This window comes from Yinghuangia soli, from assembly GCF_021502675.1.
GTDB lineage: Bacteria > Actinomycetota > Actinomycetes > Streptomycetales > Streptomycetaceae > Yinghuangia > Yinghuangia soli.
Map to the genome: position 1 here is coordinate 1 of NZ_JAKFHA010000058.1, position 14,582 is coordinate 14,582.

Genomic DNA, 14,582 nt, shown 5'->3' on the forward strand with positions numbered 1-14,582 from the left:
CCCGAAGGGCTTCGTGAACGCCGGGGTATTATTTGGCGTTGACTTTTGGCACGCTGTTGAGTTCTCAAGGAACGGACGCTTCCTTCGAGACCCTTTCACCGGTCTCTCCGGGCGTTGCGCTCTTCGGTGTTACTGTTTTTGTTTCTTTTCTTTCCGCGCTTCCAGCTTAGCACACCGTTTCCGGTCTGTTTCGCTTTCTGCTTTCGCCTTCCGAGGCCGGCCCTTGGGCTTTTCTCTTTCGGCTCTTCGAGCTTAGCAGATCCGTTTTCCCGCCCCGTCCCGCTTTCGCAGGAACTGTGGAGACGAGCCGCGCATCCGCCGTTCTCGATGCATCGACCTTAGCAGGTCTCCGCGGGGCTCCGAACCACTTCGACTTATTCGGCCGAGGCCGTCGAAAGCAATTTCGGACAACACAAATAAGCCCGCGCGAAATCGCGAACGATTTCGTTCGTTGAGCTTCGTTGTGATGATCGCTTCGAGACCGGCCATCGCTCCACAGACATGGACCTGCTTCCGGCGCGCGACGAATCACGCTGCTCTGGAAGGGGGTTCATGGAGGGCGCACCTGTCCGGATCTCCCGAACTTGCGACTCGGACGACATTAGACGAAGCCCGGAGACGAGTCAAGCCGGGCCGGCGGACTTCTTGTGAAGTCGGCCGGCCCGGCTTGCTCCGGGCCTGTGCTGATCATGAACTGACCTGCGGGTCAGCCCAGTTCGAGGGCTCCGAGGTTGCGCTTGCCGCGGCGCAGGAGCACCCAGCGGCCGTGCAGCAGGTCGGCGTCGGTGAGGACGGCGTCCTCGTCGGTGACCTTGGTGTTGTTCACGTAGGCCCCGCCCTCCTTGATGGCGCGGCGGGCGGCGGACTTGCTGGCCACCAGTTCGGTGGCGACCAGGGCGTCGACCACCGTGGGCAGGGCGTCCACCTTGGCGGACGGCAGCTCGGCCACGGCCGAGGCGACCGTCGGGGCATCCAGTGCGGCCAGGTCGCCCTGGCCGAACAGGGCCCGGCTGGCCTCGACCGCGGCGGCGCACTGGTCGGCGCCGTGCACGAGCGTGGTGAGCTCCTCGGCGAGCGCGCGCTGTGCGGCGCGGCCGGCCGGGCGCTCGGCGGACTCGCGTTCGAGCTCCTCGATCTCCTCGTGCGACCGGAAGCTGAAGATGCGCAGGTAGCGCGACACGTCCCGGTCGTCCGAGTTCAGCCAGAACTGGTAGAAGGCGTACGGCGTGGTCAGCTCGGGGTCGAGCCAGACGGCGCCGCCCTCGGTCTTGCCGAACTTGGTGCCGTCGGACTTCACCAGCAGGTTGGTGGTCAGGCCGTGGGCCTGGCCGTGCGGCTGGTTGCCGGTGACGCGGCGGATCAGGTCGAGGCCGGCGGTGATGTTGCCCCACTGGTCGCTGCCGCCGATCTGCAGCGTGCAGCCGTGCCGGCGGTAGAGCTCCAGGTAGTCGTTCGACTGGAGGATCACGTAGCTGAACTCGGTGTACGACATGCCTTCGCCGCCGAGGCGGGACTTCACGGTGTCGCGGGCCAGCATCTGGTTGATGCTGAAGTGCTTGCCGAGGTCGCGGAGCAGCGAGATGGCGTCGAGGCCCTGAGTCCAGTCGTAGTTGTTGGCCATGACCGCGGTGGTCGGGCCGTCGCCGTCGAAGTCGAGGAAGGCGGACAGCTGCGTACGGATCCGGCCGGTCCAGTCGAGGACGGTGGACGCCTCGTTCAGCTGGCGCTCGGCGGACGGCTTCGGGTCGCCGATCAGGCCGGTCGCCCCGCCGACCAGCGCGATCGGCCGGTGGCCCGCCTGCTGCAGGCGGCGCAGCGTCAGGACGATGGTGAGGTGTCCGACGTGCAGGCTGGCCGCGGTGGGGTCGAAGCCCGCATAGACCGTGACGGGACCGTCCGCGAACGCCTTGCGCAATGCGTCCTCGTCAGTGGACTGGGCGACAAGCCCGCGCCACTTCAGGTCCTCGACGATGTCGGTCACGGTGGTTCGTCTCCCTCTGTTCCTCGACGGTGCGTATGTCGGCGCGGCGAATACCGGGGTGCACAGGAGCGCACGCAGGTGCTCGTGCGTACACGCACGTGAACGGTAACCCGTACAGCCTGCCCGACCGGCCCTCCCCCGCGCGAACCGGATTCGGCTAGGCCGGGTCCGCGGCCGCGGAGAGGGTGCGGCGGGTCTTGGGGGTGTGCGGGCGGTACGGGCTGACGGTCGGGTCGGCGGCCGCGTAATAGCGCCAGGGGAAGGCGTCGGCGTCGCCGCCCGGCCCGGAGACTCCGGTGCGGGGGCCGGTGCGGATGTCCGCGGCCGGGACCGGGGTCCCGTACAGGAGGCGGAGGCCGGTGCCCGGGGTACAGGCGTCGGTGCCGTCGTCGGCGCGGGCGATGCCCAGGGCGGTGGTGAGGCGGGCCGGGCCCTGGGCGAGTTCGGTGGTGCGGCGCGCGGTGGGGCGGCGGGTTCGGGCCAAGGCGGTGCCTTCGACGATTTCGCCGGCGCGGAGGAGGACTGCGGAGGCGCGGTCGGCGGGGCCGCAGACGATGTTGGCGCAGTAGTGCATGCCGTACGTGAAATAGACGTAGACATGTCCTGGGGGGCCGAACATGGTGCTGTTGCGCGGTGTCCGCCCCCGGTAGGCGTGGGATCCGGGGTCGTCGGCGCCGTCGTAGGCCTCGACCTCGGTGATGCGCAGCACGATGCGGCCGTCGTCGGAGCCGCGTACCAGCAGGCGTCCCAGGAGGTCGGGGGCGACGTCGAGCACCGGCCGGGCGAAGAAGGATCTCGGCAGTGCTCGGCGGGGGGCGGCTGGCATGGGCCAGACTCTACGGCGACGGGGAGTTGTCGGAGGCCAGGGAGCATCCATGGTGTTCAAGAAGTTCATGGCGAGCATGGGGGCCGGCGGGGCGTCGGTGGAGACCGAGCTCTACCGGCCGGACGTCACGCCGGGCGGGGTGGCCGAAGGCGTCATCCGGATCCAGGGCGGGAAGGTCGACCAGACCATCGAGGGCTTGTACGTCGAGCTGCGCGCGGTGGTCGAGGTGGAGACCGAGGACGGCGAGTACAAGGTCAACCAGGACTTCGCGCGGCTTCAGGTCGGCGGCGGGTTCCAGCTGCGCGAGGGCGCGGTGCACGACGTGCAGTTCCAGCTGCCGATCCCGTGGGAGACGCCGGTGACGGTGTTCCGCGGCGTGCAGCTGCGCGGCACGAGCATCGGGGTGCGGACCGAACTGGAGATCGACCGGGCGGTCGACAAGGGCGACCTGGACCCGGTCAACGTGCACCCGATCCCGGCGCAGTCGGCCATCCTCGACGCGTTCGGCAACCTGGGCTTCCACTTCAAGGGCGCCGACCTGGAGAAGGGCCACATCCGCAATACGCGGCAGCGGCTGCCGTTCTACCAGGAGATCGAGTTCACGCCGTCGGGGCAGTACGCGCGCATCAACGAGGTGGAACTGACCTTCATCTCGGACGAGCACGCGACCGAGGTGATCCTGGAGGTCGACAAGAAGGGCGGCCTGCTGACCGAGGGCAGCGACGCGTACCGCCACTTCACGATCGACCACGCTGCGGTCGGCGACACCGACTGGGCGGCGTACCTGCACGGGTGGCTGGCCGAGGTCGGGCAGCGCCGCGGCTGGCTGTAGTCGTCTGTTGTGTCCGGGGCCGGCCCGTTTCGGGTCGGCCCCGAGCCGTTTTCGGATCCGCGGTCCGGTCCGGTCTGATTCGGTCCGGTTCGGTCCGGGCGGGTTCGGGTCGGATCCGCTCTCAGGTCCAGCCGAAGAGGGCGCGGACATATTGGGCCCAGTCCGCTTCGAACTCGGTGCGCTCCATGCCGGTGGCCTGCTTGATGGCCGCGTCGACCGCGACCGGTGACGGGTCGGCGTAGACGTCGGCGACGAGGCGGTAGACGGCCGCGGCACCGCGGGTCTGCTCGATGCGGAGCAGGGCCAGGTGCGCGAGTTCGTACGAGGCGGCGTTGCCGACGGGGTCGGCCTGGTACAGGTCGGCGTCGGTGGGCAGGGTGCCGCTGAAGCGTCCGCTGCGCACGTAGGCGCGGGCTTCGGTGAGGTCGGCGGCCTGGTGGCCGCGGTGGCTGCGCAGTGCGAGCCAGTCGGCGAACCCTTCGACGATCCACACGGGTTGGTTCTGCCCGGCGAGTTCGGTGCGCAGCGGGGTGATGAGCGCGTGGGCCATCTCGTGGCGCAGCAGGGCGCCGGCGCGGTCGGGGTCGCTCGAGGTGAAGTAGCCGGAGTTGACGTCGACGACGATGCGCGCGCCGCCGAACTGCGGTCCGCGGGCGTTGCCCTTGGGGGTCGGGCTGCCGGCGGGCGCGGGTTCGGTGGCGGTGCGCAGCGCGTACGTCAGGCCGGATTCGTCGCCGTGCTGGTCGGCGCGGCCGCCGTACAGGTCGTAGAAGGCCCCGCGGTCGGCGACGGGGACGACGACGAAGCCGGGGGCGGTGCCGCGGGCCCCGGTGTATTCGCGGAGGTCGGCGAGGGCGGCTTGTTCGGCTGCGTCGGCGAGCGTGTCGGCCCGGGCGGCGAGTTGCTGCTCGGCGAGCAGGACGACGTGCGGGCGGATGACGACGGTGAGTTCGGAGCGGTCCCAGGGGGCCGGGTAGTCGCGGGCGTAGCGGTAGCCGACGCCTTCGTACGGGGTTCCGGTGATGCCGGTGATGCGGGGGGCTGCGCCGGGGCGGGGGCGGGTGACGGTCCAGCGGTAGCCCTCGGTGACGGTGGCCGTGTCGGCGTTGTCGATGCGGTGCAGAAAGGAGACGTCGACGTAGAGCGCGTCCGGGGGGCCGTTGCCGGGTGCCGGGTGGACCGCTTCGACGCGGTAGGAGGCTTCGCGGAACGGGATCGGGCGCAGGTTGCGGAAGAGGCGGCGCTGTTCTTCGACGAGTCCGGGGGTCTCCGGGTCGAGGGCGGCCACGAAGGCGTCTTCGTCGCGGTTCTGGAGGGCGCGGCTGCGGGCCGCGGCGAGGCTGTCGAGGTCGGCTGAGGTGAGGCCGGCGACGGTGGGGCTGACGGGGGCGGTCGCGGGGGCGGGTGAACTGCCGGGTGCGGCCCCGGGGGTGTGTGCGGGGGCGGGGCGGCCCAGGGACGCGCCATAGGCGATGACCGACGCGAGCACGATCAGCAGGACGGCAAGGGTGATGGTGAGCCGGGTGGCGCGGGTGCTGCCGGGTCGGCCTGCTCGGCCGGGGCGGCCGGCGGAGGCGGCGGCTTGCCGGGTGGTCGGTCGCGCCTGCGCCACGTGCGCCGCTCCCCTCGTCTGGCCGTCGCCTGGTGGTCGTCCGCGTTCACCTGGCAACTTCCGCCCGGTGGCGGGAGGATACCCGCGCGCGGCGGCGGGTCGGAGAGAAGATCGGTTCGAGGTCGCGGGTGCGGTGCGCGGAACGGCGTAGGGTCGGCGCATACGTACCGCGTGCCGTCCGGATGCCGCCCGGAATAGCGGCGGCCGGCCGGGTCGGCCCGAGCTGAGGAGCCCGTCTTGTCGGATCCGAAGATTCCCCCGATGCCGTACGAATTCCTGCCCGAGAAGCCGTGGTTCACGGTCGAGAGCACGGATGTCTCGGACGGCGTCACGATGCCCGATGCGCACGTGAGCGGGGTGCTCGGGGCAGGTGGCGAGGATGTGTCGCCGCATCTGTCGTGGGCGGGGTTCCCGGCGGAGACGAAGAGTTTCGTGGTGACGTGCCTGGACCCGGACGCGCCGACCGGCAGCGGTTTCTGGCACTGGTCGGCGGTGGACATCCCGGTGTCGGTGACGTCGCTGGCGACCGGCGCGGGGTCGCGCGATGGCAAGGGCCTGCCGGAGGGCGCGTTCCATGTGCGCAACGACGCGGGCTACCCGGGTTATGTCGGCGCCGCGCCGCCGGAGGGGCACTACCCGCACCGCTACGCGTTCGTGGTGCACGCGGTCGGGGTGGAGAAGCTGGGTGTGGACGGGGATGCGGCGCCTGCGGTGGTCGGCTTCTACCTGTACTTCCACACGCTTGCCCGGGCGATCGTGACCCCGGTGTACCAGCGCTGACGGTTCGTATCGTCCGGTAATTGCGTTGTCGGGGTGATCGCGCCGGAGGCACAGTAGACACGGCCCGCTGCCGCGCGGTGGCGGGCCGTGGATATTTGGCTTCCGTACGACCGTACGGACGTCGGGCAATCGAACCGACGGACCGTCGAGACCCGAAAGGCGCGCATGACCACCGCGGCACCACCGCTCTGCTGAGGACGTTCCGGCCCCCGTCGCGGGGTGCCGGCCGTTGCCGGCGGGCGTGCGCCCGGCCGGTCCCGGCACGTCCCGTGTCCCGGCGGTCCCCACCCTGAAGGGAGGGCGGACGCATGCGGGAGACGTTGGTGCTCAATGCCACCTACCAACCGCTGGCGACGATCTCGTTCCGTCGCGCGCTGGTCTTGGTGCTGCAGGAGAAGGCCGTGGTCGAGGACGTCGATCCGGGCCGCGTGGTGCGGGCGGCGGCGCTCGAACTGCCGGTGCCGCGGGTGATCAGGTTGCTCCGCTACGTCCGTGTGCCTTTCCGACAACGCGTCGCGTGGTCGAAGCGGGGGGTCCTGCAGCGCGACGGGCGGAAGTGCGCCTACTGCGGCGGGCGGGCCTCGACCGTGGACCACGTGCGGCCGAAGTCGCGCGGCGGGGCGGACTCGTGGCTGAACACGGTGGCGGCGTGTGCCGCGGACAATCAGCGCAAGGCGGACCGGACGCCCGAGGAGGCCGGGATGCGGCTGCTCTTCGAGCCGTACGAGCCTTCCGGGACGCGGGCGCTGGTGCTGGCGTTCGGCGTGACCGCGGAGCAGCAGGCGTGGCTGGGCGAGGCCGTCACGGCCTGACCCGGCGGCCGGGTGGATGCGTGCCTCGGCGGGCCCTTGCGGGTCAGCCGAAGTTGGTGCGCGTCCACTCGGCCCAGCCCTTTTCGAACTCGGCGAGGCTCTTGCCGGTGGCGGCCCGCATCGCGCCGTCGGTGGTCTTCGAGGTGCCGAGGTAGACGTCGGCGATGAAGGCGCAGGCCGCGGCGGCGCCGTAGGTGTCGGCGAGGTAGCGCAGGGCCAGGTGCGACTGGTTGTACGCGTCGTCGATGACGTCTTCGTCGTCGCTGTCGAAGTCCTTGTCGTCCGGCAGCTTGCCGGTGAACTTGCCGCTCTGGATCTGCTTGGCGACGCCGCGGGCCTCGTAGGTGCCGCGGATCGTGCGGTCGGACTGCGCGACCCAGTCGGCGAAGCCTTCGGCGGCCCACAGGGGGATGCGGTCGTAGTCGACACGTGTGATGGGGTCGAGCAGGGCGTGCACGAGTTCGTGGCGCAGGATCACCTTGGCGAAGGCCGCGTCGTGGTCCATCTCGTCGAGGTCGATGACGACGCGGCTGCCGCCGACCTGGTCGCGGTCGGCGGCCGCGGTGAGCGGCAGGGCGAATCCGGCCGCCCAGTCGCCGGGCGACTCTCGGCTGTAGAGCTTCTCGAAAACGGTGCGTTCGCGGGTGAGGGCGACCACGAAGCCGGGCGAGACGCCGGCCGGGCCGGTCCACATGGCCACGTCGTAGACCGCCGCGTTCTCCGCTTCGTCGGCGCGGGTGCGCAGGTCGGCGGCGAGTTCGGCGGGGCCGAGGACGAGGACGTGCGGGCGGGTCTCGACGGCGAGGTCCCAGACGTCCCAGGGGGCCGGGTAGCCGGAGGCGCCCAGTGAGGTGTTGTCGCGGCCGCCGGAGACGTTGGTGAGGGTGCAGGAGCCGGTGGCGGCGGGGCAGTTGACGGTCCAGACGTAGCGTTCGGCGACGGCGCGCACGTCGGCGTTGGCGATCTTGTGGGTGAAGGCGACGTCGACGGTGGCGGTGACCGGCCAGCCGCCCGAGGCGGACGGGTCGGTGCGGGCGTCGGTCACCGCGCCGGCCGTCCAGTCGCTCTGGTCGAAGGGCACCTTGCGCAGGTTGCCGAACAGCCGGGTCTCGTTGGCGAGGAGCGCCTTGTTGTTCTTGTCGACGGGGCCGACGAATGCGGCGGCGTCGTTGCCGTGCAGTGCGGCGGTCCTGGCCTTGGCGAGGGTCTGGACGCGGCCGAGCACGGAGGTGCGGGCGGCCGCGGAGGCGGCCGGGCCCTTGAGTGCGGGGTCCTTCGTCGGCGCGGTGGTCGCGGGGGGCTTGGCGGTGCCGCCGGGGGCCGGGGTGGTGGCGTCGGCGTCGTCCCGGGGGTCCGGGCCGCCGCCGGGGAGGCCGGGGTCCGGGGCGGCGGTCGCGGCGGCGCCGGAGTCCGCGGCGGCCTGTGCGCCGCCGTACCGGTCGGGCAGCAGCGTGGCGCCGGCCACGAAGGTGACGAAGGCGGCGAGCAGCGAGAGGACGGCGATGACCGCGGTGTGCCGGTCGCGGTACGGGTCGGCGATGCTGCGCGGCCAGATTCCGAACGGGTCGCCCGGGTCGCGGTAGGGGAACTGCCCCGGGTAGCCGCCGTGGTGCGCGCCGGTGCGCGGGCCGGGGACGCGGTACCGCTCCCAGCCGAACGCGCCGGGGACGGGGGTCCCGGGGACGGGGGTGCCGACGACGGGGGTCCCGGGGAAAGCCGCGGGCGGGCCGAAGGGGGTGGCGGACGCGTCGTGGTCCGCGCCGCGTATCTGACCCGGTATCAGGGCGCCGCGCAGGTCCGCCGGATGGTCCGGTCCCCCGCCCGCAGGCTCCTCGACCATGGGCCGAGGCGCGCTGTCGTCCATGGTCATCCTTGTGCTCCGCGGTCTCTGTCACCCCTGCGGGTGCAGCGTGAGGATATCCCGGGCGGCCCCGGCGCCGGGGGTGCCTGGCGAAGAGGGCCTGTTCACGGGCGCTGCGCCAGCAGGCACGGGGGTTCCGGTGCCTCAACCGGCCTTGCTTTTGACGTACTGCGCCCACTTGCTTTCGAACGCGGTGCGGTCGAGGCCGGTGACGGCCTTGAGGGCCGCGTCGACTGCCTCCGGCTGCGGGGCGCGGTAGACGGCCAGGACGAACTCGTAGGCCTTGGCCGCGCCGTACTTGTCCGCGATGTAACGAATTGCCAGCATGGCGAAGTAGTAGCCCGAGGCGCTGGTCTTGGCGTCCGCGGCGTAGATCTGGGCGTCGGTCGGCAGCTTCCCGTCGAACTTGCCGGACCGGACCAGCTCGCGCGCCGGCGGCACGTACCAGCGGTCCAGCGACCGGTCGCTCCACTCCAGGTAGCCCGCGAACCCTTCGGCCACCCATAGCGGCGGCGCGGCCCCCGCGGCCGACGAGCGGCGCTGGAAGGGCGCGACCATCGCGTGGCCCATCTCGTGCCGGAAGATCGCCACGGCGTCGTCGGCGGCCCCGTCGGTGATGTCGTCGGACGTGGAGTCGACGTAGATGCGGCTGCCCGCGAAGTCCGGGGTGTCGGCGGTGCGCACGCTCGGGTCGGCGGGCAGCGACAGGCATACGCCGATGGCGTTGGTGGTCACGCTGTCGCCGCCGCGCACCTTCTCGAACGAGGCGCGGTCCGGGGTCAGGTAGACCAGAAAACGCTGCGGCGTCTTCTCCGGGCTCTTCCAGGCGGCCAGGTTGCGGGTCGCCGCGGTCTCGGCGCGGGCCGCCCACGTCGCGGCCTTGGCCTGGTGCCGGCGCGCGGCGAGCAGCAGCACGTGCGGCTTCTGGACCACGACCAGTTCGTCGGAGTCCCAGGGCGCCGGGTACGTGGAGTTGCCCCGGCCCGTGTCGCTGCCGCCGTCCGCCTTGGTGATCTGCAGCGGCGCACCGGGCTCGGCGCGGGTGACCGTCCAGTGGTACGTCTCGCCGATCGGCGCGGTGTCGACCCCGGTGACCTGGTGGCTGAAGACGACGGTGACCGAGCTGGTGCGGCGGTTCCCGGCGGACTGCGCAGCGTCCGGCGTCGCGCTCTGCAGGCGGTACTCCGCGACGGTGAACGGGATCTTCAGCAGGTTGCCGAACAACCGGGTGCGCTCGGCGATCAGTTCGGGCCGGTCGGCCGCGTAGGGGGCGAGGAACGCGGCGAGGTCCTTGCGGGCCAGGGCGTCGGTCTGGGCGGCCGCCAGCTTGGCGATCTCGTCGCGGGCGAGGTCGGGCAGCCGGGTCGACGACGGGGCCGGCTCCGGTTTGCGGTCCGTGCCGGTGTCGGCGGCCGCACCGGTCCTGCCGACCGCGTCGACGACCGCCCCGGCCGTGCCGCGGCCGCCGTCGAGGACCGCGCCGAGCAGCACGGCCATCGCCAATGCGCATGCCAGCACGCCCGCCACCAGGGCGAGCAGGGCCCTGGGGACGCGCGGACCCGTCGCCGCGCGGCCGTCGCCGATCACTGTGCCCCCGCTCCCGTCCGCTGCGGTCGCCCCGCCGCCGGCCGTCCCGGTCAGATGTGGCTCTTCAGCCACTGCGCCCACTTCGCCTCGAACGCCGCCCGGTCCAGGCCGGTCGCCGCCTTCAACGCCTCGTCCACCGCCGTCGGTTCCTGGTACACCGAGACAACGAAGGCGAACGTCTTGGCGGCACCGTGCTTGTCCACCATGTAGCGGATCGCCGTCATGCTCAGGTGGTAGTTGATGCCGTTGGCCTCGGGGTCTTCGCCGTAGATGTCGTCGTCCGCGGGCAGTTTGCCGCTGAACTTGCCGCTGCGCACGAAGTTCCGCGCGTCGGGGGCGTAGTACTCGCCGAACAGGTCCGCCCATTCGAGGTACTCGGCGAAGCCCTCGACCACCCACAGCGGGGTGCGCGAGCTCTTGGTGTTGGTGAAGCCCGCCATGAGCGCGTGGCCCATCTCGTGGCGCATGACGCCGGTCTGGGCGTCGTAGTTGCTCATGCCCTTGGCGTCGGTGTCCCAGGTGATGCGGCTGCCGACCACGCGGCGGGTGCCGCCGGACGCGTACTCCGCGGGCATCATCGGCGAGCAGAACGCGACGGTGCCCTTGGGGGCGTCGCCGCCGTACGCCTTGCCGAAGGTGGCGGCGTCCGGGCTGGCGAACACGATGAACCGCGAGGGTATTTCGGCCGGGCCCTTCCACAGCTCCAGGTCGCGCTTGGCGGCCGCCTCGGCGCGGTCCGCCCACGTGCCGGCCTTGGCCTTGTCGACCTTGTCGGCGAGCAGGATGACGTGCGGGCGCTCGACCTTGACGAGGTCGGCCAGGTCCCACGCGAGCGGGTCGGAGTTGCGGACGTGGGTGATGCGCAGCGGTGCGCCGATGCCGGCGCGGAGGACGGTCATGCGGTAGGTCGAACGGGTCGGCGCGACGTCGACGCCGGCTATCTGGTGCACGAAGTCGACCGTCACCTCGACGGTGACCGGCCCGGTGCTGCTGCCGACGAGCGAGCCGGTGACCACGCGCTCCCACCGGAACTGCGCCTGCTCGAAGGTGATGAGCCGCAGGTTCGCGAACAGGCGGGTGCGCTCGGCGACCAGCTCGGTCGCCGTCGGTTCGTAGGGCGCGAGGAACGCGGCGAGGTCGCCGCTCTGCAGCGCGGCGGTCTGCGCCTCGGCGATCGCCTTCAGCTCGCTGCTCTTGATCTCGGTCTGCGGGGTCGCCGTCGGCGTGGGCGTCGCGGCGGGGCTCGTCCCGGACGGCGCCGGGGGCGCCGAGGAGGTGGCCGCGGCGTGGTCGAGGATGTCGCGCACGCCCGGAGTACCGAGGGTGCCGAAGAAGGCAAGAAGGACGGCGAACGCGGTGCCGAGCACCATCAGCGGGATCAGCGCGGGATGCGGCGAGCGCCGAGGGGCGGCACCGCCGGCGGGCCCGAACCGGAAGGCACCGGGAACGACCGCGAGGGCCGCCGGAGCGGCTGCGGAATCGGGGACGGCCGCGTCGCCTTCGGAGGCGTCGCCGCCTGTCGTGGCTTCGGCTTGGGCGGCGTCGGTTGCGGCTTCGGCAGCTGCGGCATCCGCAGGCGAAGGGGTTTCCGCGGTGTCGGTTGCCGAGGCATCGGCTTCCGGGCCGGTGGACGCCGCAGTCTCCGTGGCGGGCGGTTTCGCGTCGACGACGGCCACGACTGCGGTCTCGTCCTCGGGGGCTCCAGTGTCCTCGGTACCCTCCGGGGCGGACGCCTCGTCCGCGTCCGGCAGTTCCGGAACCAGGTCGGCGTCGGGTATCTGGGCCTCGGGGGCGGCGGTCGGCTCGGCGGGTTCTCCGGCAGGCTCGGGGAGTTCTTCGGTCTCGGGCGCAGGCTGCGGCGCCGTGCTTTCCCCGGCGCCGGTTTTTGTGTCGTCCGGTGTTGCTTCGCCGTCCGGCCGTCCGCCCATTTAGTGCCCTCCCCCGGGCCCGCGGCAGCCGGTCCGAGCGGTACCTGCCGGGGCGTGTTGCGTGATCATCCGCGAGACCGCGTCCGCGGAGATTACCGGGCCTCGGTGACGGATCGTCAAGCGGGTTCCGGTCGCCCGGGGCCTGTTGTCAATCGTCGCCGATGCCGAGGCCCAGCCACGAATCCGCGACACGGTATCCGGGCACGTCCCAGGACACCGACGGGTCGGCTGCGAGGCCTTCCACGACGGTGTCGCCGTTGGGTCCGGACAGGAGTTCGGTATAGCGGTGGTGCAGGTGTCCGTGCGCCGCCAGTTCGGGGCCGAGCGCGTCGACGATGCGCTGCACGCGGTCCTGGTTGGGGTGGCAGATGTCCAGGTCCTTGCGGTCCGTGCCGGGGCTGGTGGCGCGCGGTTTGTCGTGGGTGAGCAGGATGTCGACGCGGCCGGCCGCCGCGATGACGCGCTCGGCGTCCTCGTCGGTGGCCTCCTCCTCGGGGAACCACAGGGTTCCGGCGTGGTCGGCGACGTGTTCCGCGGGGCGGCCGGCGGCGAGCCGGTAGTTCTCCTTGCGGGCGGCCTTCTGGTGGCGGCGGGCCTCCTCTTGCAGGCGCCAGTCCTTGTCGACCGACCGGGCGCCGCCGAAGGCGAGGAAGCGGACGCCGTCCCATTCCCAGGTGTGGCCGCGCGGCGCGTACCGGATGCGGCCGCGCACGCTGAGGAAGCCCTCTTCGTCCGGGCGGTCGCCGTAACGCTCGTGGATCAGCCCGGACTTGTCGTGGTTGCCGTCCAGGAAGTACAGCGTGACGCCGCGGGCCCGCGCGGAGCGATGCGCCTCGTCGAGGAAGCGCACGCCGTTCGGTTCATGCTCCCAGTAGCCGAAGTCGCCCAGCTGGAAGACCCGTTCGATGCCCTCCCCGGCGGCCGCGTCGAGCACGCGGCGCACGTGCCCGATGTTGCCGTGGGTGTCGCCGGCCAGAAGTATGCGCATGTCCGTGCTCCCCGTGGATGTGCCCTCCCGGAACCGTATCTCGGCGTGGTGCGTCGAACCGCCGATCAGTACCGGGGGAAGTCCAGGTTTGGGGGGTTCGTCGATGATCGTGCGCGACCGCGGCAGGACGGGACGGCGGGCGCTGGGGGTCGCCCTGCTCGTGCTGCTGGTGCAATTGGGGTGGCTGGTCCGCCCGGCGTATGCCTGCGGGTGCGGGGCCATGGTGCCGGGCAGCAATCAGTCGGTGCAGGTCCGGTCGGAGACTTCCGCGGTCCTGTGGAACGGCACCGAGGAGCAGATCATCATGCGCCTCGCGGTGTCCGGCGATGCCACGGCGGCCGCGTGGATCATGCCGGTGCCGAGCCGGGCGAAGCTCGCGCTCGGCGACGAGAAGTTGTTCGACCGGCTTGAGGAGGTCGTCGCGCCGGTCGAGAAGACCCGTACGTACTTCTGGCCGCGCGAGGGCGACTGGCCGTTCACGGGCGGGTCCGACGGGGACGGTTCGCGGTCCGGCGGGGCTCCGGGGTCCGGCGCGCCGGCGCCGGTCGACGTCATCGCCACCGGCACGCTCGGCCCGTTCGAGTACGCGCAGCTGGCCGCCACCGATGCGGCGGCGCTGGAGACGTGGCTGCGCACGAACGGTTTCGCGATGCCGCCGGGGCTGGCCGGGTCGCTGCAGCCGTACGTCGCGCAGAAGTGGGAGTACGTCGCGGTGCGCTTGGCGCCGGCCGCGGCCCCGGCGGGTGCGGGGGCCGGCAAGACGGCCACGCTGGGCGGTGAACTCCAGCCGCTGCACTTGACGTTCGCATCGGATCGGCTGGTGTACCCGATGCGGCTGTCGCAGCGCGCGGCGACTCCGCAGCTGCTGAACCTGTACGTCTTCGCGCCGCACCGGGTCGAGGCGGCGGCCGACATCGGGGGCGGCGGGGCGACCGAGCTGCTGTACGCCGGGACGCCGGAGCCGGAGCGGGTGGACTGGCCGGGCGGCAATGCCGCGGCCTCGTACCTGACCGCGATGACGCGGCGGCTGCCCGCGCCCGCGACCATCACCGGCGACTTCGAGTTCCGGGCGGCGGCGAGCGACAAGGAGTTCCAGCGCGTGGACTACACCGACGAACTGCTGACCGTGGGCGGCGTCCCGGTGTGGCTGCTGGTGGTGCTCGGGCCGGTGGCCGCGGCCGGTGCGCTGCTCGTGGCGGCGGCGCGGCGGCGGCACGTGCGCCGGATCCGGGCTTTTCCGCCGGGTCCGCCGCTGCGGCCGCTGTAGCCGCTGCAGCAGCGAGCTGTTGCCGCGGCCGGGGGGGGCGGGGGGGGGGGGGGGGGGGCGGCCGCCCCCCGCGCGCCGCCCGCCCCCCCCACCCGCGGGGGGGCCCGG

The 14,582-nt window shown here is 72.1% G+C and carries 11 protein-coding genes; 4 read left to right on the forward strand and 7 right to left on the reverse strand.

The window, feature by feature from the left end; translation table 11 throughout:
* Positions 1–706: 706 nt before the first annotated feature.
* Together tyrS and LZ495_RS41870 are read right to left on the reverse strand one after the other, a co-directional pair.
* A complete protein-coding gene (gene tyrS / locus LZ495_RS41865) occupies positions 707–1,981 on the reverse strand; it encodes a tyrosine--tRNA ligase (RefSeq protein ID WP_235058500.1) in 1,275 nt (424 codons plus the stop codon).
* A 157-nt stretch (positions 1,982–2,138) separates the two neighbouring features.
* Positions 2,139–2,807, reverse strand: a complete 669-nt coding sequence (locus LZ495_RS41870; protein ID WP_235058501.1) for a DNA-3-methyladenine glycosylase — start codon at positions 2,805–2,807, stop codon at positions 2,139–2,141.
* A 49-nt stretch (positions 2,808–2,856) separates the two neighbouring features.
* On the opposite strand from LZ495_RS41870, the gene LZ495_RS41875 reads away from it, so the two are divergent.
* Positions 2,857–3,639: a sporulation protein gene (locus tag LZ495_RS41875; RefSeq protein WP_235058502.1), complete on the forward strand. Its 783-nt coding sequence runs from the start codon at positions 2,857–2,859 to the stop codon at positions 3,637–3,639.
* 121 nt (positions 3,640–3,760) lie between these two features.
* Here LZ495_RS41875 and LZ495_RS41880 read toward each other — a convergent pair whose 3' ends face one another.
* Positions 3,761–5,251 (reverse strand): hypothetical protein, encoded by a 1,491-nt coding sequence (locus LZ495_RS41880; RefSeq protein ID WP_235058503.1) that lies wholly within the window; start codon positions 5,249–5,251, stop codon positions 3,761–3,763.
* Positions 5,252–5,488: 237 nt separating this feature from the next.
* On the opposite strand from LZ495_RS41880, the gene LZ495_RS41885 reads away from it, so the two are divergent.
* Both LZ495_RS41885 and LZ495_RS41890 read left to right on the forward strand, forming a co-directional pair.
* Positions 5,489–6,031 carry a YbhB/YbcL family Raf kinase inhibitor-like protein gene (locus LZ495_RS41885; RefSeq protein WP_235058504.1) on the forward strand — a complete coding sequence of 181 codons (543 nt, stop codon included), beginning with the start codon at positions 5,489–5,491 and terminating at the stop codon, positions 6,029–6,031.
* A gap of 308 nt (positions 6,032–6,339) precedes the next feature.
* Positions 6,340–6,843 carry an HNH endonuclease gene (locus LZ495_RS41890; protein WP_235058505.1) on the forward strand — a complete coding sequence of 168 codons (504 nt, stop codon included), beginning with the start codon at positions 6,340–6,342 and terminating at the stop codon, positions 6,841–6,843.
* 43 nt (positions 6,844–6,886) lie between these two features.
* On the opposite strand, the gene LZ495_RS41895 is transcribed toward LZ495_RS41890, so the two are convergent.
* The 4 genes from LZ495_RS41895 to LZ495_RS41910 all read right to left on the reverse strand — a co-directional run bounded on the left by LZ495_RS41895 (position 6,887) and on the right by LZ495_RS41910 (position 13,207).
* Positions 6,887–8,707 (reverse strand): hypothetical protein, encoded by a 1,821-nt coding sequence (locus LZ495_RS41895; RefSeq protein WP_235058506.1) that lies wholly within the window; start codon positions 8,705–8,707, stop codon positions 6,887–6,889.
* Positions 8,708–8,848: 141 nt separating this feature from the next.
* Positions 8,849–10,363, reverse strand: coding sequence for a hypothetical protein (locus LZ495_RS41900; RefSeq protein ID WP_235058507.1), 1,515 nt, complete (start codon positions 10,361–10,363; stop codon positions 8,849–8,851).
* Positions 10,342–12,219, reverse strand: a complete 1,878-nt coding sequence (locus LZ495_RS41905; RefSeq protein WP_235058508.1) for a peptidase MA family metallohydrolase — start codon at positions 12,217–12,219, stop codon at positions 10,342–10,344. The genes LZ495_RS41900 and LZ495_RS41905 overlap by 22 nt, the downstream gene beginning before the upstream one ends.
* 148 nt (positions 12,220–12,367) lie before the next feature.
* Positions 12,368–13,207, reverse strand: coding sequence for a metallophosphoesterase family protein (locus LZ495_RS41910; protein WP_235058509.1), 840 nt, complete (start codon positions 13,205–13,207; stop codon positions 12,368–12,370).
* A 103-nt stretch (positions 13,208–13,310) separates the two neighbouring features.
* On the opposite strand from LZ495_RS41910, the gene LZ495_RS41915 reads away from it, so the two are divergent.
* The gene (locus LZ495_RS41915) at positions 13,311–14,474 is read left to right on the forward strand and encodes a DUF2330 domain-containing protein (RefSeq protein ID WP_235058510.1); all 1,164 of its coding nucleotides are present in this window, start codon (positions 13,311–13,313) and stop codon (positions 14,472–14,474) included.
* Positions 14,475–14,582 lie beyond the last annotated feature (108 nt).